20 protein-coding genes are annotated in these 21069 nt (G+C 36.4%); 1 reads left to right on the forward strand and 19 read right to left on the reverse strand.

Annotated features, from left to right (window positions below; genetic code table 11):
- Nucleotides 1–57 precede the first annotated feature (57 nt).
- On the forward strand, nt 58–1263 hold the full coding sequence (locus JG738_RS10260; RefSeq protein WP_199201757.1) for a hypothetical protein: 1206 nt from the start codon (nt 58–60) through the stop codon (nt 1261–1263).
- 57 nt (nt 1264–1320) lie between these two features.
- Here the strand turns inward: JG738_RS10260 and JG738_RS10265 are convergent, their stop codons facing one another.
- From JG738_RS10265 to JG738_RS10355, 19 genes are all read right to left on the reverse strand, one after another.
- Nucleotides 1321–2298 carry a replication initiation protein gene (locus JG738_RS10265; RefSeq protein ID WP_199201758.1) on the reverse strand — a complete coding sequence of 326 codons (978 nt, stop codon included), beginning with the start codon at nt 2296–2298 and terminating at the stop codon, nt 1321–1323.
- Nucleotides 2295–3245, reverse strand: coding sequence for a glycosyltransferase family 2 protein (locus JG738_RS10270; protein ID WP_199201760.1), 951 nt, complete (start codon nt 3243–3245; stop codon nt 2295–2297). Before JG738_RS10270 ends, JG738_RS10265 begins: the two co-directional genes overlap by 4 nt.
- Nucleotides 3235–3600 (reverse strand): GtrA family protein, encoded by a 366-nt coding sequence (locus JG738_RS10275; RefSeq protein ID WP_199201759.1) that lies wholly within the window; start codon nt 3598–3600, stop codon nt 3235–3237. The genes JG738_RS10270 and JG738_RS10275 overlap by 11 nt, the downstream gene beginning before the upstream one ends.
- 134 nt (nt 3601–3734) lie before the next feature.
- Entirely contained in the window at nt 3735–4304 is a 570-nt protein-coding gene (locus tag JG738_RS10280) for a hypothetical protein (RefSeq protein ID WP_201338761.1), read from the reverse strand.
- Nucleotides 4273–5703 (reverse strand): phospholipid carrier-dependent glycosyltransferase, encoded by a 1431-nt coding sequence (locus tag JG738_RS10285; protein WP_199201727.1) that lies wholly within the window; start codon nt 5701–5703, stop codon nt 4273–4275. Before JG738_RS10285 ends, JG738_RS10280 begins: the two co-directional genes overlap by 32 nt.
- 26 nt (nt 5704–5729) lie before the next feature.
- Complete coding sequence (locus JG738_RS10290; RefSeq protein ID WP_199201728.1) at nt 5730–7532, reverse strand: S8 family serine peptidase; 1803 nt, start codon at nt 7530–7532, stop codon at nt 5730–5732.
- A 12-nt stretch (nt 7533–7544) separates the two neighbouring features.
- Complete coding sequence (locus JG738_RS10295; protein WP_199201729.1) at nt 7545–8156, reverse strand: hypothetical protein; 612 nt, start codon at nt 8154–8156, stop codon at nt 7545–7547.
- Nucleotides 8143–10716 (reverse strand): hypothetical protein, encoded by a 2574-nt coding sequence (locus JG738_RS10300; protein WP_199201730.1) that lies wholly within the window; start codon nt 10714–10716, stop codon nt 8143–8145. Before JG738_RS10300 ends, JG738_RS10295 begins: the two co-directional genes overlap by 14 nt.
- A gap of 102 nt (nt 10717–10818) precedes the next feature.
- Nucleotides 10819–12132: a hypothetical protein gene (locus JG738_RS10305; protein ID WP_199201731.1), complete on the reverse strand. Its 1314-nt coding sequence runs from the start codon at nt 12130–12132 to the stop codon at nt 10819–10821.
- Between the two features lie 201 nt (nt 12133–12333).
- Entirely contained in the window at nt 12334–12783 is a 450-nt protein-coding gene (locus JG738_RS10310) for a hypothetical protein (protein WP_199201732.1), read from the reverse strand.
- Entirely contained in the window at nt 12780–13499 is a 720-nt protein-coding gene (locus JG738_RS10315) for a peptidylprolyl isomerase (RefSeq protein ID WP_199201733.1), read from the reverse strand. The genes JG738_RS10310 and JG738_RS10315 overlap by 4 nt, the downstream gene beginning before the upstream one ends.
- 176 nt (nt 13500–13675) lie before the next feature.
- Nucleotides 13676–15226, reverse strand: coding sequence for a hypothetical protein (locus tag JG738_RS10320; RefSeq protein WP_201338762.1), 1551 nt, complete (start codon nt 15224–15226; stop codon nt 13676–13678).
- Between the two features lie 70 nt (nt 15227–15296).
- A complete protein-coding gene (locus tag JG738_RS10325) occupies nt 15297–15905 on the reverse strand; it encodes a type II secretion system protein J (RefSeq protein ID WP_236583244.1) in 609 nt (202 codons plus the stop codon).
- The gene (locus JG738_RS10330; protein ID WP_199201736.1) at nt 15868–16299 is read right to left on the reverse strand and encodes a hypothetical protein; all 432 of its coding nucleotides are present in this window, start codon (nt 16297–16299) and stop codon (nt 15868–15870) included. Before JG738_RS10330 ends, JG738_RS10325 begins: the two co-directional genes overlap by 38 nt.
- The gene (locus tag JG738_RS10335) at nt 16296–16865 is read right to left on the reverse strand and encodes a hypothetical protein (protein ID WP_199201737.1); all 570 of its coding nucleotides are present in this window, start codon (nt 16863–16865) and stop codon (nt 16296–16298) included. Before JG738_RS10335 ends, JG738_RS10330 begins: the two co-directional genes overlap by 4 nt.
- Complete coding sequence (locus JG738_RS10340; protein ID WP_199201738.1) at nt 16858–18315, reverse strand: hypothetical protein; 1458 nt, start codon at nt 18313–18315, stop codon at nt 16858–16860. The genes JG738_RS10335 and JG738_RS10340 overlap by 8 nt, the downstream gene beginning before the upstream one ends.
- A gap of 113 nt (nt 18316–18428) precedes the next feature.
- Nucleotides 18429–19736, reverse strand: coding sequence for a hypothetical protein (locus JG738_RS10345; RefSeq protein WP_201338763.1), 1308 nt, complete (start codon nt 19734–19736; stop codon nt 18429–18431).
- A gap of 141 nt (nt 19737–19877) precedes the next feature.
- On the reverse strand, nt 19878–20327 hold the full coding sequence (locus tag JG738_RS10350; RefSeq protein ID WP_199201740.1) for a hypothetical protein: 450 nt from the start codon (nt 20325–20327) through the stop codon (nt 19878–19880).
- Nucleotides 20324–20779: a peptidyl-prolyl cis-trans isomerase gene (locus JG738_RS10355; protein ID WP_201340479.1), complete on the reverse strand. Its 456-nt coding sequence runs from the start codon at nt 20777–20779 to the stop codon at nt 20324–20326. Before JG738_RS10355 ends, JG738_RS10350 begins: the two co-directional genes overlap by 4 nt.
- Nucleotides 20780–21069 lie beyond the last annotated feature (290 nt).

The raw sequence follows: 21069 nt of genomic DNA on the forward strand, positions 1-21069 counted from the left end.
TGGATATCTTCCATTCTTTAGATACAATTTTCCTTACTACCTTAAAAAGGATGAAATATGAGACCTCTTCTGCTTCTTGGGTTTTTGGTTTCTCTCATGTTTGCGGATGTTGATAAGATGGTGAAAAAGCTTGAAATATTTAAAAACAGTTTGCATAGTCAGGGATATATTCGCGGAACTAGTGACTTGCCTCCATATGAGGCTTCCAAATATATTGGTGGATACGCTATTGTCCATTATCAATATGAGAATTCTTTTTATGAAGATACATTACGATTTTCGTATTATGATAATGAGGATAAGGTAATAATAGGAACACGAACAACAGATTCTAGGGCAATGCATGTAATGATATGCGGAAAACTGAATACCTATGATTTAGCATGTTTGTCAGGAAAGCCTTATTCAGAATATAATGATTGGTATTTTTTAAATTTTAATGGGACTACTATTTCTGGAGACTACTATTTTGGAACATCTGAAGGTGCAGCAAATGCTATAGTCTATGCAAGGTATCAATTGAAGCCACTTTATGGTACATTTTATCCTAAAAATGTTCACAGCAGCTCAAGCTATAGTTATTCTTCATCTAGTTATCCATCAGCCTTACCAATTATAGAGGAGGATAATACTAGTAGCAGTGAATTGCAAACACAAAGCTATTGTGAAAGCCATGGAGGAACGTGGGCTGATGGGGTATGTTTGAGTAATGGAACAATATCCTCTGGAAATACATCTTCTTCTTACTCATCTAGCTCATCTTCATTATATTGTGAACCTATACCCGGTCAATCATCTTGCTATTCATTTTCTTCTAGCTCATCTGTGAGCTCCTTAGGATGCGAGTCTAATATTGAATATGGGTCTGTAGAAGATTATGAAAATGAAGTAGAGGAGATGCCAGGAGCATCAAATTCAAATTTAGTATATACCAAAGAGGTGGTAGGCCAGATCATCGAACATAAACTGGAGCAGTGTCGTCAAGATCCAAAATCTTGTGGCATCAATGCAATTCCAATCATTACTGAAACAAGTGATCCAAATGAGGTGCTCAATCAAGTAAAAAACAAGAGCTTTCCAATCAAAGGATATTACCTCCACTATGGAAATAGTAATTTTGATTGGCTCTATGTCCCTATCTCTTTACGAAAAGCTTATAAACTTGAAAAAGGGGTAACCGAAGACTATTATTTTAGATGGACACGATTACCAAATGATATCACGATAACAAAAGAGGGAAATTGGATAAGATTCACGAAGTAATTCCAATACTCCTTTGTACTGGCTGGGGTTTTCCCCTAGCCGGTGCTGATAATTTCTTTAGCAGATAAACTTTCCTCTTCGATGATCGAAACACTTTTGAGGATCTTTACCTCGTTCGAGTAAAAAGAGCTGATAGTATCGCTCGATATTGCTTAGCGTATTGGCATAGATGCGCTCAATCACATTTTGAAGGTACCCTGATCGACTCTTGACCCGATCAACGAAATGGTCGGTATACCATTTGGCGAAAGGTGCTACGCTCACTGTTGGGATAATGCATTCGGGAGTAGGATAGCGCTCTTTGCTTATATCGCGCCCCCAGCTAAAGACAAAGAGTTTTTGGTATTTATCATAAAAGCATTCGATCACCTCTCCTGTTACTCTTTGGATCTCTCTCAAGCCTCTATTGATAGGAGCCTTTTCTTGTCTATCCAGAAGTTTCGAAGGGCTTGTGTAGCGTGTGGAGAATAAAAAGTTGAGTTCATCTAGAGTTTTTTTGATGACACCGATGTCGTTACTGCTGATTTCGCTGATACGGTTGGGTAAGGAGCGGTATCGTTGATACATCTCATATATTTTGAGGCCATATTTGGTTTTGAACCGATTACAAATATTAATATCCAAAGGGGTGTAACCCCCTTTTTGTTTGATCGCTTCGAGTACCATCGGCTCGATCTTGAATAAGATTTTGGTGTTTTTTTGTTTGTATCTAATTGCCATAGCCAAAAATGGAGCGCTAAGCCAAGTGATTTCTTGGCCTTTGTAAGAAAAGTTGCGAATCTGGATAGGATGCTGCAAAATAGCAATGGTGTTGTAGATGCGCTGGTCGTCCTTTTCTTTGGCAAGGCCTACCAGCTCTTTGAGCTCTTGTAATGAGAGTTCAAATTCTGGCCCCTCTTTTTCATATTTGTAGTACAAAGCGTTGAGTAAACGATCAGGCAATACCTGCCTAGGGGTTCCAGGAATGGCTCCATCGGTGAGGGAATTGTGCTTTTTGATTACCCTCGCTGGCAAAAATTTGGGAATATCTTTCATCCCTCTATCTTCTCCACAAAAAATCTTGGACGCCGTTTGGTCTCCTTATATATTTTACCAATATATTCTCCAATGATACCGATAGAGAGCATCTGCACACCACCCAAAAAAAGCACGATTAGCATCATTGATGTCCATCCCGATACTGCTTGACCACTGATTTTGGCCAAAATGGCCCAGATAGAGAGCAGCAAACTCACCACCAAAACAGCAATGCCCAAAAAGGTGATGAGTCGCAAAGGAGCTACCGAAAAGCTGGTGATTCCATCCCAGGCAAATGCCAGCATCTTTTTAAGAGGGTATTTGCTCTCTCCAGCTAGTCGCTCTTTGCGGTCATAATAAACCTTATCGCTTTTTAGTCCTAAAAGGGGGATGATACCTCGCAAAAAGAGGTTGACCTCTTCAAACTCTTTGAGCCAGAAAAGGGCTCGCTTACTCATTAATCGAAAGTCGGCATGATTTTCAATGATATCAACCCCCATGAATCGCATCACCTTGTAAAAGCCCTCTGCGGTGATTCGTTTGAAAAGGGTATCGGTATCACGGCGTTTGCGAACTCCGTAGACGATCTCGTATCCTTTTTGATATTTTTGGCACATCTGCTCTACAACACTGATATCGTCTTGGAGGTCTGCATCCATGGAGACCGCCGCATCACACAGCCCTTCGGCGTAGAAGAGACCAGCGAGCAGAGCATTTTGATGGCCATAGTTTCGAGAGAGCTTGAGTCCTTTGATGTGCGGCTTAACAGCTTCCTCTTGGATCAATTCCCACGTACGATCCCGACTCCCATCATCGACAAAACAGATAAAACTCTTCTCATCCACCAAGCCCTTGGATTTAAGGCGATCCAGAAGTTTTTCCAGTTCATTGATAGTTGTCGGTAGAACCTCTTCTTCGTTGTAGCAAGGCACCACCATTGCCAGAGTAAACGGCTTAGGCGACATAGATAAATCCTTTTCGTGCATAGTAGTTAAAAAAGAATACGATTATCAGTGCGATAGCCCGACCGCTATAGTAGTCCACCCCGAATTTGGCCAAAAACCAGACGATAAGGATATTAAGAGCCACCGCAACGATCGAGACCGAAAAGACTGCCAAAAATTCGTGATGAAGCTTTTCAAATCGGCTCCCCTTGGTAAAGACGCTTTTTCTAGCCAAAAAGAAGTTGGCTACAAGTCCTGTCATATATCCTATCACAATAGCAATGTAATAGGGGATTCCTACAAAAACCAACAGAGAATAGAGTAGATAGTCCACAGCCGTTGAGATCGCACCGACAATAAAAAATTTTCCTATCATGAAATGGCCTTTTGGATATTGAAACAATATTGAAAAGATATTTCAGTAATATTTTTTAAATATTGTTCACTTTTTAGACAAAAAGAGCTTAACAATAGCAACTTAATATTGTAGCAGTATTGTTTTACTATCATTTATTGCTCCAAAAATTGCAAATCTTTGGAGCTCTGGCCGATAAGATGACGCCTATTGGTTTTATAGTAGCCAATAATCCCCAGCTGACCAAATCCTTGAAAATATTTGATATGCAAGGAGTGGACTCCAGGAGTCAGTGTCACTGTCCGCTCACTTTTGGAAAATGGCCGATCGTTTGGATACTTCATCACAGTATGACCGTCAATTTTGAGTCGAAAGCCATCATCGGAGTAGATGGTAAAAGTGACAGGTATCTCTTTTTCGAGCTTGAATTTCCCATCAAACAAGGCTACAAAATCATGGGTATATCCAAGATAACCATAGAGCGGATGACGAAGCTCGTTGCCTCTGGGAAAGTAGAGTCTATCGATCCAGAGAACCTCTTTTTTGATCGGAACGATTCTGTCATCTAAAAATCTTACCGGTGTTTTAGACTGGATGATGGTAACCTTTAAAATTTTGGCGGTTGTGTGAGAAAATATACTATATCCTATCCAGCCCCACAGGACCAGAGCGAAGAGCAAAAGAGCCCATCGTCTATCGAATAGCTTTGAGTTGCCAAAAATCAAACCAGACCCTTTCATTGAATTGTTCCGTATTTAAAGGTTTGTAGTAAGTAAACGGACTGAAAAACCACCAGGCAAATACGATGGCTGTGGCTATCAAAACCACACTTGTCCAAACGAGTTTATCTCCTTTTTTGATCTCCTCTTCATAGAGATAAAAAAGCAGCAAAACAGCCAAAATATAGCTAATAGTTAGAGGAATGAAATAGTGGTAAAGATACATCACCCTTGGAATCTGTCCCACCGCGATCATGTAGGAGATATAGATGAAGAAGAAAGAAGTGATAAACTCGAATGTACGCCTATTTTTCACCGGCAATTCAAAGAGCCATACAGATAAGACAAGTACGCCGCTAAGCAGTACCGCGAGAAATCCAATCATCCAGGTGACAGGATTACCTTGCAGATAAATATATCGTACCTCAGAGCCATGCTTCTCCCATCGATAGTTGATAGCTTTAATTCCAAGGGGCCAACCTATAAACAAAGATCCATTTTCACCTGGTTTGCAGAGGTTGAGTTTGGGTACCCCTTTTTGATAGTCGCTCATATATTTGAGATTGTCTCGCAGCATAATCCAAAAGTGTTTAAGATCAGCACTCTCTTTTTTGGCCAAAATCTGTTTGTACTCTTTAGATGCAGCATAGTAGCGGTGTTCAACCACTTTCTGGCCAAAAGCGAAATGGAGATAAAAAACACCTAAAAAGATTGCTGCAGCCCCCGCGCCATAAGCCAGTGTCTGCCATATCTTTTTCCATGAGAGGCCAAAGGAACGAATATCTTTGAATACCCACAACACAAAGAGCAAAAACAAAATAGCACTGTTGGCTTTGACAGCCAAAGCAAATCCCGTAAAGATTCCAAGAAGAAGATATTCCCATATCTTTTTGGGAGCCTCATATTGCCTCACAAACCACAAGATTGCCAAGAAAACAAAAAAGAGCTGGATCGATTCAAGCATTGCAGCCCGGCTATGGACGATAAGAGCGTTGTCAAATAGATAGAGGAAGGAACCAAAAAATGAGAGTAGCATATGACCGGTGAGCTCTTTAAGAATGAGAAAAAAGAGCACTACATTGAGCCACGCAAAGAGAGTGGGAAAAAACCGATATCCAGCAAAACTCATCCCTTTTGGAAACCTCTTGATATAGTCGGTGGAGTCGAATCCCTTTTTATCGATCTGTTCATTTGGATGCAAAAGTACTTCACCCAGAGCGATTAGCATCTTTCCAAGGGGGGGGTGAGGCTCCATGAACATAACCCGATCGATATATTTTTGCGCCGAAGCAATATGGTAGTTCTCGTCCCAGAACTGTTTTGGAGGATTTTGATAGTTATAAAAGTAAGTAAAAAACCCGAGTATCACTAAAAAGAGAGCCGCAAGAGTTGCCTTTTTATCCATGAGCTACAATCTTTTTTAGATGTATTTTATCGAAAATGGATGCTGTTTTTCTCTATTTCACCCAAAAGATCAAGATCGACCCATAAAAAGGTCTTTTCGTAAGAGAGACCTTCGAGTTTATAGCTCTTATGTGAAGAGGCAGCAACATAGACCCAATCATAGGCATCTGGGCCATAATGAGTAAAATATCCGCTAATCAGGTAGCTTCTATTCGCTAGCTTTTGGCCAAAAGGATCGCTGGAACTTCCAAAAATCACTTCTCCATCTTGAATATCAATACGATCGAAGGCTCCAAGCAAAATAGGATTCCACAAAAGCTGACGCTGCTCATCAATGCCGGCAAGCTTGGCTACAAGATTCCTATTGGAAGAGATATAGACCCAGTCGAAAGGATGGGGGCCTATATGGATAAAATAGCCAGCCAATCCAAAGGTGTGACCAGATATCTGGGAGCGTACATGATATTTGATTGCCTCTTTTACCGCATCATCAGCATCAACGAGTCCATAGCCATAATAGTCATTGCGGCCATACTCGTATGGGATGTCTCCTACTTTTTTGGCGGTATTTTTGAGAATCTCTACTACCTGATCTCTGGTAAGCTCTGGAGCTCTTTGGAGCATCAAAGCGATCACTCCGCTTACCTGAGGAGCGGCTGCAGAAGTCCCATTAAATCCAGTGATATCGGTGGAAAAGCAGTAGTTTGGATGTCCAAAACTGCCATCGGCATAGCCTAGAGGACCTTGGATATCCGTGGTGGTAACTGCCAGCGTCCCTCCTCCGCTGGGAGCGACAAAATCAAGAGCCGGACCGTAGTTGCTATACCATGCAATTTGGCCAAAATTAGTCACCGCGCCCACGGCGATGACGCTCTCCAGAGCTGACTCGTCATCACCCCAGTACCACTGACCTCTCCCTTCGTTGCCACTGGCAAATACAATCGGGGTCCCTTTTCCATTTCTCCCTTCATAGGCCACTTTATCGATAATATAGCGAACGGCATCTGCCACATCGTAAGTCCCCCAGCTGCAGTTGATCACATCTGCCCCAGCTTCGTTGGCAAATAAGAAAGACTCTAAAATTGTAGAGACATAGAGTGGCCGATCCTCTCCTGAAGGGTAGGAGCCGATAAGCTTGATACCTATCAAGGAACTATTATAGGCAATGCCCTGGACTCCTATGCCATTCTTCCTGGCAGCGATAAGTCCCGCGCAGGCAGTACCGTGTAGTTCATATGTATTGTCGTATGAGGCATCGCCATCCATCTGCACCAGATCAGTCTGGGCAATGAAAGATCCTTTAAGATCTGGATGGGTAAGATCGAAGCCGTTATCAATAACGGCTACATTAACCCCTTTGCCACTGGCATATTGCCACGCTTCATAGACATCGAGATCGATATCTGACATGGAGCCATGCTGGCCATAGTTATGAAATGTCCACTCTAAAGGGTTGAAGAGAGGATCGAAGGAGCGTTTTTTGGGAAAAAGCAAAAAATCTGGATGAGAAAAAAGAGCACAACCGCTTTCGTAAATCTCGTTAGCTACTTCAAAGGTCTCTTTGGGATCATGGGTAAAGAGCACAATGGAGCCATCTGGAAGCTTTTTGTGAGAGTATTTTTGGGTATATCTTTTTGTGCATCTACTTTTTGGTTTGATGATGACCCGATTGGTAACGCCAATGATATTACCTCTTTTATCTTTGAAATAGCGAATATTTAAAGAGCGATTATGTTGAGGCAAAGAGGTGAGGGTTTGCAAGGAACCATGATTGTAATACTCCCATCCAAAGAGAGGAAGAAAGAGTAGAAAAGGAAGAAAAAATCTCAATATTTAGTCCCTTTATTGTATTCCCTCGAACGCTCCTGGCCCTTCTGGTGTATATATATTTGTTTCTATTTTTTCAGGATTACTGAAATTTAATTTCACAGTAAAATATTTTTTTTTGGATAGAGAGGAGAGAGTATTGATAAAATCTGCTGAATAGGTTTGTGACTTTCCTGTTTTTCGATCAACAACTTTTAATTTTAAATTGGGACTATCTACAATTCTTTTAGGGACTTGAAGGGTGAATTGATTTCCATCAATCTCTCCATTAACTAAGACAGAATCTTTTTGATTATTTGAAAGAAAGATATCTTTATCTTCTGGATTTTTATCTATAAGAGTGATCACATATTTACGATAGAGATCTGTACCTACATATTTTATCTTTGGATCTCTTTTTTTTTCTTCTTTCTTTACAGAGCGGTATCTTGTATTTTTAATGGATTTTTCTTGTTTTTGTAAAGATTTTATCTGAAGATCATAATTTTCTTGATACTTAGCAATAGATTTAGCTACTTTTTCATCTGAAATATAATGAGATAATGGCTGAAAAAAGAGAAGTCCCCCAACTATTATGATTGCACTCAATACAAAAATAATTAAAATAGCATTCTTATGCGATACCACCAAATGCTCCTACACTACTGGAAGATTCTTCTTGTGATGAAACACTACTTGCACTACTAGAAGATTCTTCTTGTGATGAAACACTACTTGCACTACTAGAAGATTCTTCTTGTGATGAAACACTACTTGCACTACTAGAAGATTCTTCTTGTGATGAAACACTACTTGCACTACTGGAAGATTCTTCTTGTGATGATAACGGTATTAACATGTTTTTACCGAAAGAGACACTATTTTCATTTATGGTGATATTATCAAAAGCATATTGATGACGATAAGCCGAATGGATATAGTTCCAGTTATATTTTTCATCAGTTGGTTTTTCTATTTTTGCCACTACCGATTTCGTCTTGCTTATATACAACCATCCAAAAGGATCTGATTCATCATAATGAATATAGTAACCTTTAATCGGAAAACTCCTATTTGCAACTATTTGAGCTATTTTCTCTTTGTCTAATAATGAATTGTCTCCCATTATCTCCGTAAGAAGGTTTTTACCGAAAGAGACACTATTTTCATTTATGGTGATATTATCAAAAGCATATTGATGACGATAAGCCGAATGGATATAGTTCCAGTTATATTTTTCATCAGTTGGTTTTTCTATTTTTGCCACTACCGATTTCGTCTTGCTTATATACAACCATCCAAAAGGATCTGATTCATCATAATGAATATAGTAACCTTTAATCGGAAAACTCCTATTTGCAACTATTTGAGCTATTTTCTCTTTGTCTAATAATGAATTGTTGCTTACGCTGCTAGTCCATGAGCTTGAAGATGCTTTGCTAGAACTGCTTGCTTCAGAACTTGAAGATAAAGATAAACCACGTTCATACTCACAGCCTTGATATTTCCCATTTACTACAATAGGTTTTCCACCATTATAAGTACAGGATAGTGCTTTTTCTCTTTCACTTTGATTATCGTTTGAATCCCCACTGCTGCTAATCCATGAGCTTGAAGATGCTTTGCTAGAACTGCTTGCTTCAGAACTTGAAGATAAAGATGAACCACGTTCATATTCACAGCCTTGATATTTCCCATTTACTACAATAGGTTTTCCACCATTATAAGTACAGGATAGTGCTTTTTCTCTTTCACTTTGATTATCGTTTGAATCCCCACTGCTGCTAGTCCATGAGCTTGAAGATGCTTTGCTAGAACTGCTTGCTTCAGAACTTGAAGATAAAGATGAACCACGTTCATATTCACAGCCTTGATATTTCCCATTTACTACAATAGGTTTTCCACCATTATAAGTACAGGATAGTGCTTTTTCTCTTTCACTTTGATTATCGTTTGAATCCCCACTGCTGCTAGTCCATGAACTAAAATAAGAAGTCTTAGATATATTGATCTCTTTTATCTCTTCCTCAACCTTATATCGAGCCCCAAAATTAGTTATTGTTTTCTGGCAATTACCAACTTTCTTTACTTCCATACCTATTTTGATGTATTGCTCTTCATCCAATACCACACCACTACTATCTGGACTTTGGTATTCAAACTTCACATACCGGCTTGCATCACTTTTATTTCCCCAATTTTTCCCATCTGCAGAATAAAAGGCATCTCCTTCTATCGAACTATGGACATTTACAAACTGTAAACAAGAATCTATATGAGCACTTATTGTAATATTATGGTTGATCTTTCCATCAATTCCTTTTTTAGAGATACCTTCAATAATATGCTTTCCAGAAAAAAATTGAAGAGCATAATGTAAAATATCTCCGTTTTGTGTAGTATCGACTCTCATATCTACCGCACTACTGTTTCCTGTCCCGACAATATCAAGAACATTCTGTCCACTACAGGATTTTTGCTTTTCATGTAAAATAGCAAAATTTTCTACCGGATCACCATGAGAATCAAAATGTAAAGAGTTTATTAATGCATTTTTCCCGGTAGCGGAAGTAGGAAAGCCATCATGTATGGCTAATAGATAAGGTTTTGCTATTCGTACATATCCTTGGTAGGAACGTTCAATTGAAGATGCTTGATTTAAATTAATATAAAGCCATCCGCTTTTTGGAACATTTTTAAAATAGAACCATTTTACTATGTTAATAGGTTGATACAATACATTATATCCATCAAGTAAATACTTTTTAGCTTTCTCTTTCGTTGAAAATTCTTTTTCTGTTTTAAAAGCATTTAGATCTACATCTTTTACTGTTGACCCATCTGGTACAAAATAATAAAGCATTCCATATGTAGTATTCCTAGTGGAGCCTATTTTCATAGTAAGATTCGTTCCTTTTGGAATATAGACTCTATAGCGGTACCATTTATCACTACACCATTTGAATTTATGGGGATCAGGTTCATAAATACATACGCTATTATTAGCTTCTTGGCATTTTATCTGTTCACCTTTGTAATTTAGCTCCGTATAGGAAACAACCAATTTATTACCACTTGCCAATAGCTTATTATGAAAACCAACTTTATCATTATACATATCAGGATTTTGATACAATGATTTGTAGGCAGTAGAAGCATGTAAACTAAAAGAGGTTAAGAGTAACACAATAAATACAATAACGTTCATTTGAACCTCGTATATAGGGAATCGTTAGTTATTATCGGATAGTAGCAAAAAAAGCGTTAGGAGTATGTAAATAGGGCGTAAAGCCCTATTATAAGTAGATAATTAATCTTCTTCTGGTTTTGGATCTTTTCTATATTGATTGTAGAGATGGTTGTTGAGATAAAGATCACCAACTTTCTTCGCATAGAAAGTAGTTGGGATAATAGGTAGTCCCTTCCACGTTAAATCATTCGCGTAGTCAGTTGTATCATCAGGAAGATTGATATCTATATATCCACCTGATTTAAAGAGATATTTATTTGCCCATGCATCTGGATGGCCTTCATCATGCAAGAAAACAATTTGAACTTCGTCTGTCATATTATGTTCAGGACATTCAGGATTGTCTGGAGTAGGTCCAGAGAGATAGTCTCCATCTTGAGTATCATCACAAGAGTGATCACAATATGCAGCAGTTTCATTCATATCTCTAAAAGCTACATCAGTTTCACTCAAAGTATAATAAGCATCACAATCTGCAGCGTCTGCCCCAACCTTCCAATACGGATATGTAAAAATAGTCATGAACGGATCAGCTTTTAAATCACTATTACCTTCATACATTACATAGACATGATTTTTAGCAAGTTCATTTTTTAACTCTACTAAAACAGGTGCGCCATAGATTGCATCGATTCCTGTATCTGGGCCAAGAACCCCTGTACCCATAGCTGCTTCATTCGATGTATCACCAAATGCTAACATATTGAGGAACATAGCACGTTTTCCATTATCATCACTTACATTTCGGTAGATAATTTGTTGTCCCATCAAATCACTATCTGCCACATCAACGGCACCAGTTAAGTTCAAGTCAGCTGTTGTAAGGCCTTTCACATTTCTAAAAAGAATTTCTTTACTATATGGACAATCAACTTTCCATGTAGGATCCCAACTTTTGAGTGTACTTTCATTAAAATCACCTAATCCTATGACCTCTATATACCCTTTTTTCTCATCTGTATCACAATCAGTGTTCAAGAGTGCTCTTAAAGCAGTCAAGTCTACATTAAGTCCAGGAGTACCATCTGCCTTCACTATAACAGAGTCATCATCAGATTTAATATAAATATCTCCATCGTTACCAGCTGCAATTGTAGCTTCAAATACATCACCTGGAGTCAAGAATAGAGGAAAGTCTACCAACTCTTTTGAAGATTTACCTTCTCTTACGATAACTTTTGCAATTACAGCAGAAGTAGTATTTGTATTCACTACTTTGATTTTTGTTTGCCATCCGTTACCGTTTGCAAAATAGACTGGAGAAATAAGATAGTCACCTGTCCCATCTTTTTCAACATGAATTGCCGCTGTTGCAGCAGTCCCAACCAACGCTAGCGCCGCAGCACCAGATACCAAAACTCTTTTAAGACTCATAGTCTCTCCTTCCTTTAATTAAGATTCGTTGACGATTAAGATAAATAGCTCTACCTTAATCATCTATTTATATCCATATCTAAGCAATTTGATTATAACACAAAAATTATAATATTTTACTTTATTGTATTATTCCGATATACTAAAGTAATCTATTGCACTTTTTCGGTAATCTCATTGCTGAACTATATTCAGGATTTTCTATTGAAACTCTGCTTCTTCCTCATTTTTAGGTGGAAGAACATTTTGAAAAAATTTGTGATACCATATTCCATCTACTAAAATCCATTTATCTTTTGAAAATAATACGCTCTTATTTGTAACAATCTTCTTTTTTATTATAGCTGTACGGGAATTTGGAAATATAGCATCATAAAGAATTATTTTTGCTCCTTTTCCATAACCTCCCACTAAACCTTTATACTCTTGTAGAGGGATTAAATAACGCTGATAAGGAAGTTCAAACATATAGGATTTTTTATATTGATTATGAAGTCTATAATACCAATATTGAGAAAAACGATTTGCTAGATTTTTATCAATTTTTACTGAAACTTCAATATTGGAGTATCGAGGTTGTGAAGTAATTGGACTACATCCTGTTAAAAAAATAATAAAAACAATAGAGAAACACTGGAGAAATACCCTCATTGATATTTCTCCAAAACTTTTTCCCTTGCTCGATCAAAAGTTTTCTTATAAAGAATTTCAGCAATATTTTTTTTCACTTTTTCAAATGGAATATAGCTATCTTTATTAATTTTCTTATTCTTCACATAAAATATATCATAGGTATTTTTACCTACAACAAAAGGAGGTGTATATCCACCAACTTTTGTAGAAGATATAATTGCTCTATAGGGATTGACGATACGATTCAGTTCTTTCCAGCCGACATTTTTTTTAGTATATTTAAGACCTTTTTTTGGATTACGGTAAAACGTTAAAGCATCTTCAAATGTTTTAAATCTATATTGTACAAGTTGTACTTCATCTGACTTTTTAAATTGTTTGAGGTGATCGTAATAATAGGACTTTAAAACTTTTTCGGAGAGATGAATAGATTTTTGTAATCTTTTTACATATTGGTCAGCTAACTCTTTTTCTACTTGAATCAAGATTACTCTTTTTTTAAAAGGAGTGAGTAGTCCTTCTTTTAAATAGGCATTAGCTAAAATTCTATTTTCTTTTGCGATCTTTTTTGCTCCATCTTCATTCATTATAAAATGGAATTTTTCTTTGGTATAAAATTTTAAAGCATCTATATCGCTCTTCGTAACAGATACATTCTTATCTGGAGAAATAGATAATTGCAAGCCATAGGAAAATGTTGCTATCAATAAAATAGCTAAAAAATACCTTTTCATAGATTTTTGCCTTACTATATTATTTTTATTATTATTTTTTTTGATGGTGATAAATTAAGGAAGGAGAGGTTGGAGAACCTCTCTTTGAGTCGCTTGGTGCTGCTGGTTTGGTTTATAAATACAGAATATAGTATAGCATAATTTTTTTATTATGCTTTTTGTCCTGCTTTATATGCTTAGCCTCCCAATCCTTCAAAAGCTCCTCCACCACTTGAAGTTGAAGAGCTTGAAGTTGCTTCACTAGAACTGCTTTCTTCAGAGCTTGAAGTTGCTTCACTAGATTCATTTCCACCTAAACCTTCAAAAGCTCCTCCGCCATTTGAAGTTGAAGATGCTTCACTAGAGCTGCTTTCTTCAGAACTTGAAGATGCTTCACTAGAGCTACTTTCTTCAGAACTTGAAGTTGCTTCGCTTGAACTGCTTTCTTCAGAACTTGAAGATTCACAAGTACTTCCACCACCTGGAAGCTCTTCACATTCACTAGAGCTACTTTCTTCAGAACTTGAAGTTGCTTCACTAGAGCTGCTTTCTTCAGAACTTGAAGTTGCTTCACTAGAGCTACTTTCTTCAGAACTTGAAGATGCTTCACTAGAGCTACTTTCTTCAGAACTTGAAGTTGCTTCACTAGAGCTGCTTTCTTCAGAACTTGAAGTTGCTTCACTAGAACTGCTTTCTTCAGAACTACTGCTTGCTTCACTTGAATTACCAGTGTTCGTTGATGTACTTTCTCCTGGTATTGGTAGAAGATTTCCACCAGAAATTTCACTGCTGGAAGATGCTTCACTAGAACTGCTGCTTGTTCCAGCTTGATATGCTCCATTAAATAGAGCAAGATATTCAGCTGCCTCATCATCATATTTATCTGGAGTTGCATTTTCAAGCTTTTCTCCCAAAGGCTTCAAAGGCTCTGGCAAAATATCATTTAAACGTAGTCCATTCTTCAATGCTTGAATTAAATCACTGAGAGTATTCACTAAAAAAGATGTTGTAGAACTTGAAGACTCCTCACTAGAAGATTGATCTTCTGGCGTAGGCAAAAGACCTTTTGTAACAGCATTTTTAGATTCGATATAAGAAAGAAGAGCTGAAAGTAATACTGCATTTTTTCTCACTTCAGCAGAAGCTTCAGGAATAGCTACATCGAAATTTGTATCAGCTGGCAAATCGAAAGCTGCAGCCACTTCAGCTGGAGTCATACCATGTTGAATAAGAACAGTATATGGGTTGACATTTTGGTAACTTCCAGGAGCTACCATCTGAGGTGCGTATGGCTCACCTGCATCAGCTTGGCCATTTCCATTCACATCATTGATACCATCTTTTGCAGCAATCACTGGACAACTTGCAACATCAGCAAATTGATATGCACCAGGAGTAGATGTCGCAATTGCTTGGGCAAGAACACTTCCATTTGCTTCCTCACAGGTCACTGTAGCCATCAACACATATCCATCAGAAACTTTTACTGTTTTGATAGTTGGAGCACTACTTGAGCTGCTGGAACCACCACATTCTTGTCCTGGTAAACATACTGAGCTACTAGAGCTGCTTGAGCTAACACTGCTAGAGACGGAACTACTGGATGTACTTGAACTCACACTGCTGGAAACAGAGCTACTAGAACTTGATACAGCTGTAGAAGATCCGCCACCTCCACATCCTGTAAAGACAACAGTAGCGGTCAATAGTGAAGCTGCTATTACACTTATCATTCTCGTTTTCTGCATTATACACTTCCTTAATAGTGGGATTTAACGAATTTCCAAAAATTATACATTAAAAAAGGTTAGTTGTCTATTAATCTCTCACAATTTCAAAAAGATAGTTTTTTTTATTTTTGTTAAAATAGATTAAGAAAGAGTGCGTAACTTTTTTATTCGAGGGAATCTTCCTTGGAGCTTCTCCTGGTAAAAGCTCTCTTGGAGGCTTTGCATTTGCTCCATTTTGGCCAAAAATACGAAATTTTTCAATTTCATCTATCAAGACATCTGCGTAGATATACTGTATGTGCTCGCTTGGTATAGGAAATTTAATAGGATAAGCAGACTCCAATCTAACAAGAGTTTTCTTTTTAGCATTAACATAATAAGCCACATAAGGAAAAGGAATAGCATGAAGAGAGTTTTTTGTCTGAAGATAAAGCAGATCATAATCTCTATTATAGCTCTTTGATATCTGCGTAACATTGGACTCGCTCAAATCTTGATACATCAGCAAAAATATTTTATCTTGAAAGGATAAACTATTAGCATTTTTGGTCAAAACATTGTTTGTGATTGTCTGCAAAGCAAGAGCTTTATATAAAAAGAGAACAACAATGACCGTCAAGGCAATAGATACCATCAATTCGATAAGTGTAAAAGCATTTTTACTCATTGAGCTGTAACACATATAAAAAATCTCCACTATTTTCAAATCTTGCGTATATTTTAATAAATGAGATATCAATAGGATTGGAGGTTGTCTCTTCTTCTTTTTTAAATCCTTCCAATACCGGCATAGATATTTTTATATCTTGCTCTTGATACTGCACTTTTGTCTTTTTCAACAATTTTTGAAGTCCATCATCATCTATAAAATAGCTTTTATCCAAAAAGTCCTCCAAATGTTTGCTAAGATGATTAAAATTTGGGTTTCGATGCAAAGAGATAATGGTCATATAGTGAATCGTTTCATTTTTTTGGATGATTTTTTTCAAAAAATTGAGATTAACGCCAGCATTTTTTAAAAGTGCAGTCCCAATAAGAGTTAAAATAACGACAGAAATAATCACCTCAATAATAGTGAAAGATTTTTTCATGATACTGGCGTGGGAAGGAGTGATTGCTTTTCCTGAATGTCGGTTTGATAATTAGATATATTATCAAAATTTATTTTTAAATGATACTCTTCTTGAGGGGAAAGTGTATTCAATTCTTTTATAAAATTCGCATCGAGCTCCTTTTTCTCCTTGAAACCACTTTTAATAATAACCAGCTTCAAATTTCCATTTTCAAGACTTTGAATAGGAATTTTTAGGATAAACCTATGTCCATCTAATGAGCCAATAACTTTTTTATATCCTGAATTTATTGTAACATTCTCATCTTCTAGATTGGTGTCAATTAGAGCTATTTTAAAATCTTTATCTTCTATATAATATTTGACTTTTTTCTCTTTATACAAAGGAATTTGTGCTTTAGAAGATGATGAAACAAAAGAGGAACTTTGCTTTGTTTCTATAACAATCGATGACGCAGATGATGAAGAATTTTGTATCTTGCTGATTTGTATTGTATTAGAAGATGTTGTAGTTGAAGGAATAAAGATCCATGTCAATATCCCTATTCCCCCTATTATTAAAATATATAATAATTTTTTATCCATTGCTTGTACAGTATCCTAAATCTGGATCATAGCTATATCCTGATGGACAAGATTTAATTGAAGAAGATGAAGATTGAATTGTAATATTAGTTGTAATATTACTAGTTGGAAGAATGTTATTACTATTTTGTTGAACAGAAGAAGTAGAAGAGTAAGAAGCTCCCTCATTCCCTCTATTGCTTGTACAGTATCCTAAATCTGGATCATAGCTATATCCTGATGGACAAGATTTAATTGAAGAAGATGAATCTATATTGCTATATTCGCTACTTTGATTTTCTTGAACTATATTATCACTATTATCACTTGAAACAAATCGAATGCTAGACGAAGTTATAATAGGAGTGAGATTTGGTATTTCTATCCATTTTAAAGTACGATTATCTTCTTCCATACCTTTGAGTTTGTAAATATTTTTCGTTTTGTTCGAAACATAAATCCATTCATCTTTTACTTGAACAAAATATCCACTAACAGGAAAAGACTTAGATTTCAATGTTACAATAGTCTCTTTTTGCTCTTTGCTTAAATTATTTTCTGGTATCATCGATGTAATCGAATTAGCTATCGTAGCAGTTTTTGGTTGATTTGTTGAGGAGAAGTCTATTATTTCATAATTTTCATTGTCATTTTCTTGGGAATCAATAGAAACTGTAGGCTGCACCGAAAAATGAATAGATGTTGTAAATACATCAGTATCTTTATCCAACGTATAGTTGCCATCTGGATTTAGCTTAATAACTCTTTTAATATCCTTCAAATTATTATTTTCTAATATATGATCATACTCCTCAAGTTGCTCAATGGCATCTACAGGATCTCCTCCCGGGCTTAAAAATGTCGTACCATAAAGCCATTTTTTGAATTTGTCCTTGTCAATAATTTCCATTGTACAATCAACACGAACAGTCGCAGTTTCTACATAACCATGGTCTCCGTGAGCTTCCGCATTGTTTTCTACAATAGTAACATAAACCCATCCCCCTTCATCCATATCATATGCTGCTTGACTGAAAGTATTAATCGCAAGATGTTTTATAGTTGGTTGTTCATTGCTATATAATAAATCATCTTTGGCACTTAATACCACAGAAGCAGGTAAATAATTTATATGATCTAAAGTAGGATTATTATCTCCTCTATATTTTAAATCTATTCTCATACTAGTATTTGGAAGAGTGGCAATAACAAAATCAACAGATGTTCCAGCAGGAATATAATACTTGAGACGTAACCAACCATTAGGATGATAATACTCTCCATCCTTTGTCTTATTAGCATGTTGCACTAATATATAATCTTTACTAATGGTCAAGACATTGTTGTTATTCAAAAAATCTTTATTACCAAGTATAGTAGCAAGAAATCGTCCATCATAAAGAGAAACAAAAGAGCCAGCATAACCAGCAATTTGAATGATTGCAACAAGAGTAAAAAAGTATTTTAGCATTGTTTGACCTTCCAAAGATTATAATAATACTATCGGAATAATAACAAAATTTTGTTATAGCTATGTTAGAAGAGAGTTGTAGAAGAATAAAAGGGCAAAAAGCCCTTTTAGAATTACTTACTATATGCTGGCTTGATAACGTTTGTTACGTTTGTTCCAGATACATTTTTAGCAGTCATAAGTGTTGGAATACCGTGGATTCCTTTCCTTTTATTAAACCATGTTTTATTTCCAGTAAGATCGAAGTCAACATATCCGTTTGTGAAAGATCCTGTATAACTTGCGACATCCCAGATACAAATTTCTGTATTACAAGTACGGACTATTTGTTTACCACCTGAGAATTCGGTTGTCTGTATATTGGTATGTTCTTCCATATCTCTTGCAACAGTCGAGTACTTGAGGTAGTAATCCATCAAAGAGACTGTACTTGCATCACCATCTTTACTATTATCAAAAGAATATCCAATAGGAGAATTATTCAGAGGTGTTGTAGGATGGAGATATTTTTTCATAGGTTGAGTCAAAAGCAATACAGTATCAGCTACTCCACCTTGACCATTATCATAGTATGTTGCATATAAATGCGTTTTTCTTAAAGCTTCAGAAACTTTTAGCAACACGCCAGTAACTGTTTGTCCAGCATCAGGAATGATAACATTACCAGCTTTAGTATCTGCTGCAATTACTCTTTTTGTATTTGCTTTACTTCCTGTAACACCTTCAAGTGCAGTTGCTGGAAGCGTCATAGCAAGATTACCGTATTGATTTTTTGCAAAAAGAATTTCTTGTCCATACATACTCGTGGTATCTACACCACTCCATATGTTACCTGGATTTACTCCATTATTTAAAGTCGCTTTATAGTAGGCATATAGATCATCTTTATCTTGTGGTCTATTCAAAGCCCAAGTGTTACCATCGTTGTCCATATCTGGAACAGCTGAAGCTGCGATTTGACCTACACCAAATACTTCAATATATCCATAGTGGTTGTCTTGAAGACCTTCCGCAGGGAAAAGAGGAACTCTTTGTGGAGTAACGCTCGCTGGAACACCTTTGACAATCATAGAATCATCGTTACATACCAATACAACGTTACCATTGCTGTCGGTTTCAAGAGTCGCTTCCCAAACATCACCAGGAGTTAAATAGATAGGAAAGTCAAGTTTTTCTGCACTTGTTTTCCATTCTCTAATAACTACTTTCGCAACGATAGATTGAGTAGGGTTTGTATTTACAACTCTAATATTTGTTTTCCAATTTCCTGCAGTAGTCGCTGCATAATATGGAAACACAAGATAATCACCTGTTCCGTCAGTTGCAATATTAACAGCCCCTGAATTATCTGCTGCGAATGCACTAGAACCTAGGATAGATAGTGCTGCAACACCTGAAAGCATAAGTCTCTTTAACGTCATTTTTTCTCCTTACATGTAAGTTTATAAACTACACCAACTCTTGCTCGAGCTTGCTGGTGTTGTTTTCTACCTGTTTATTATATCATTTAAATTTAAAATTTAAATTAAAAATAGCTTGCTTTTAATTTAGATTCATCACTTTTAGTCTATATTTTGATGAAAAGTTGGTAATTTTGTTGTTTTCATCAAATGATACCATTCTCCACCAATAAGATACCATTTGTCTGTGAAATTAAAAGACGTTTTCTTATCTTGGGAAATATAAGTAGAGTGGATATTAGCCGTATAATTATTTGGGAAATTGATAGATCGAAGAATGGTAGTATAGTTTTGATCGTTTGGCTCATTGAATTCCTTATACCACTTGAGCGAATGAAGGAATCTTTGGTGAGGAAGCTCGTAATAGTAAGCTTTTTCAAACTGTTTTTTAGCAAAATAATCCCAATACTCTTTATACCGCTGGACAAGTTGACGCTCTTTTGAAGATTTTGACTGAAATTTCGGTGAAATTTGAGCTAATGTAACCTTATGTGCACATCCACTCAAAAATATTAAAACAGATATCAAAAAAAGATAACGAAGATGACTCATTGGCACTGCTCAATCAGTTTCTTTTTTATTTGGGGAAATATTTTTTGCAAAAGAACTTTTTTGATTTTTGGCCTACTCTCTTCTAAACTCAATTTTTTTGTAGGTTCTATTTTGTTAATTTTAAATACAACGTAATTTCCTCCATAAAATACTGGAGGAGTCAATTCACCAACTTTAGCTTTGTCAAAAAGTGAAGCGATCAATGGATTGATCTGACTTTTAGGCAATGTTATATCGACTGTATCCCCTGCTTTCTCTTTACCGTTAGCTCGATAAAATTTCAATGCTTTTTCGAAATCTGAAAATTTATAAGCGGTAAAATGAATTTTCTCTTCTTGAACAAACTCTTTGGAATGCGTTTTGTAGTAAGACTCTAGTACATCTTGATCTATTTTAATCTTTTCTTGATTTTTTTTGACAAACAAAGTAGCCAGCTCTTTTTCTGCTTTCAATCGCAAGGCCATCAAGAGATCGTTAGGCGCGGAATATCGCTTTATAAATTCGTTCGAGAGAATCCGATTTTCTCGGATATATTTTTGTGCATCTTTCTTGCTGATTTTAAGATGGTTTTGTAAAAAATTTCTAATTACCATCTCTATTTCTGACTGAGTGATAGAGATATTGGTGTCTGGAACAATTTTTATCTCTACTGCTTGTAAAATTGATACAATTAAAAAGGAGAATATTGCTATTCTTTTCATTGACACTACTTTATTTTTTTTGGGAAATTATAGCATAGGAA

Source organism: Nitratiruptor sp. YY08-26 (assembly GCF_016593215.1).
In the GTDB taxonomy this organism is placed as follows: Bacteria; Campylobacterota; Campylobacteria; order Campylobacterales; family Nitratiruptoraceae; genus Nitratiruptor; species Nitratiruptor tergarcus.

What these genes read in the sequence shown, in the direction of transcription:
- JG738_RS10265 (WP_199201758.1), bottom strand. Translation starts at nt 2,298, where the DNA reads ATGAAAGATATTCCCAAATTTTTGCCAGCGAGGGTAATCAAAAAGCAC.
- JG738_RS10275 (WP_199201759.1), bottom strand. Translation starts at nt 3,600, where the DNA reads ATGATAGGAAAATTTTTTATTGTCGGTGCGATCTCAACGGCTGTGGAC.
- JG738_RS10330 (WP_199201736.1), bottom strand. Translation starts at nt 16,299, where the DNA reads ATGAAAAAATCTTTCACTATTATTGAGGTGATTATTTCTGTCGTTATT.
- JG738_RS10340 (WP_199201738.1), bottom strand. Translation starts at nt 18,315, where the DNA reads ATGCTAAAATACTTTTTTACTCTTGTTGCAATCATTCAAATTGCTGGT.
- JG738_RS10310 (WP_199201732.1), bottom strand. Translation starts at nt 12,783, where the DNA reads ATGAGGGTATTTCTCCAGTGTTTCTCTATTGTTTTTATTATTTTTTTA.
- JG738_RS10300 (WP_199201730.1), bottom strand. Translation starts at nt 10,716, where the DNA reads ATGAACGTTATTGTATTTATTGTGTTACTCTTAACCTCTTTTAGTTTA.
- JG738_RS10305 (WP_199201731.1), bottom strand. Translation starts at nt 12,132, where the DNA reads ATGAGTCTTAAAAGAGTTTTGGTATCTGGTGCTGCGGCGCTAGCGTTG.
- JG738_RS10335 (WP_199201737.1), bottom strand. Translation starts at nt 16,865, where the DNA reads ATGGATAAAAAATTATTATATATTTTAATAATAGGGGGAATAGGGATA.
- JG738_RS10270 (WP_199201760.1), bottom strand. Translation starts at nt 3,245, where the DNA reads ATGTCGCCTAAGCCGTTTACTCTGGCAATGGTGGTGCCTTGCTACAAC.
- JG738_RS10320 (WP_201338762.1), bottom strand. Translation starts at nt 15,226, where the DNA reads ATGCAGAAAACGAGAATGATAAGTGTAATAGCAGCTTCACTATTGACC.
- JG738_RS10260 (WP_199201757.1), top strand. Translation starts at nt 58, where the DNA reads ATGAGACCTCTTCTGCTTCTTGGGTTTTTGGTTTCTCTCATGTTTGCG.
- JG738_RS10350 (WP_199201740.1), bottom strand. Translation starts at nt 20,327, where the DNA reads ATGAGTCATCTTCGTTATCTTTTTTTGATATCTGTTTTAATATTTTTG.
- JG738_RS10315 (WP_199201733.1), bottom strand. Translation starts at nt 13,499, where the DNA reads ATGAAAAGGTATTTTTTAGCTATTTTATTGATAGCAACATTTTCCTAT.
- JG738_RS10285 (WP_199201727.1), bottom strand. Translation starts at nt 5,703, where the DNA reads ATGGATAAAAAGGCAACTCTTGCGGCTCTCTTTTTAGTGATACTCGGG.
- JG738_RS10345 (WP_201338763.1), bottom strand. Translation starts at nt 19,736, where the DNA reads ATGACGTTAAAGAGACTTATGCTTTCAGGTGTTGCAGCACTATCTATC.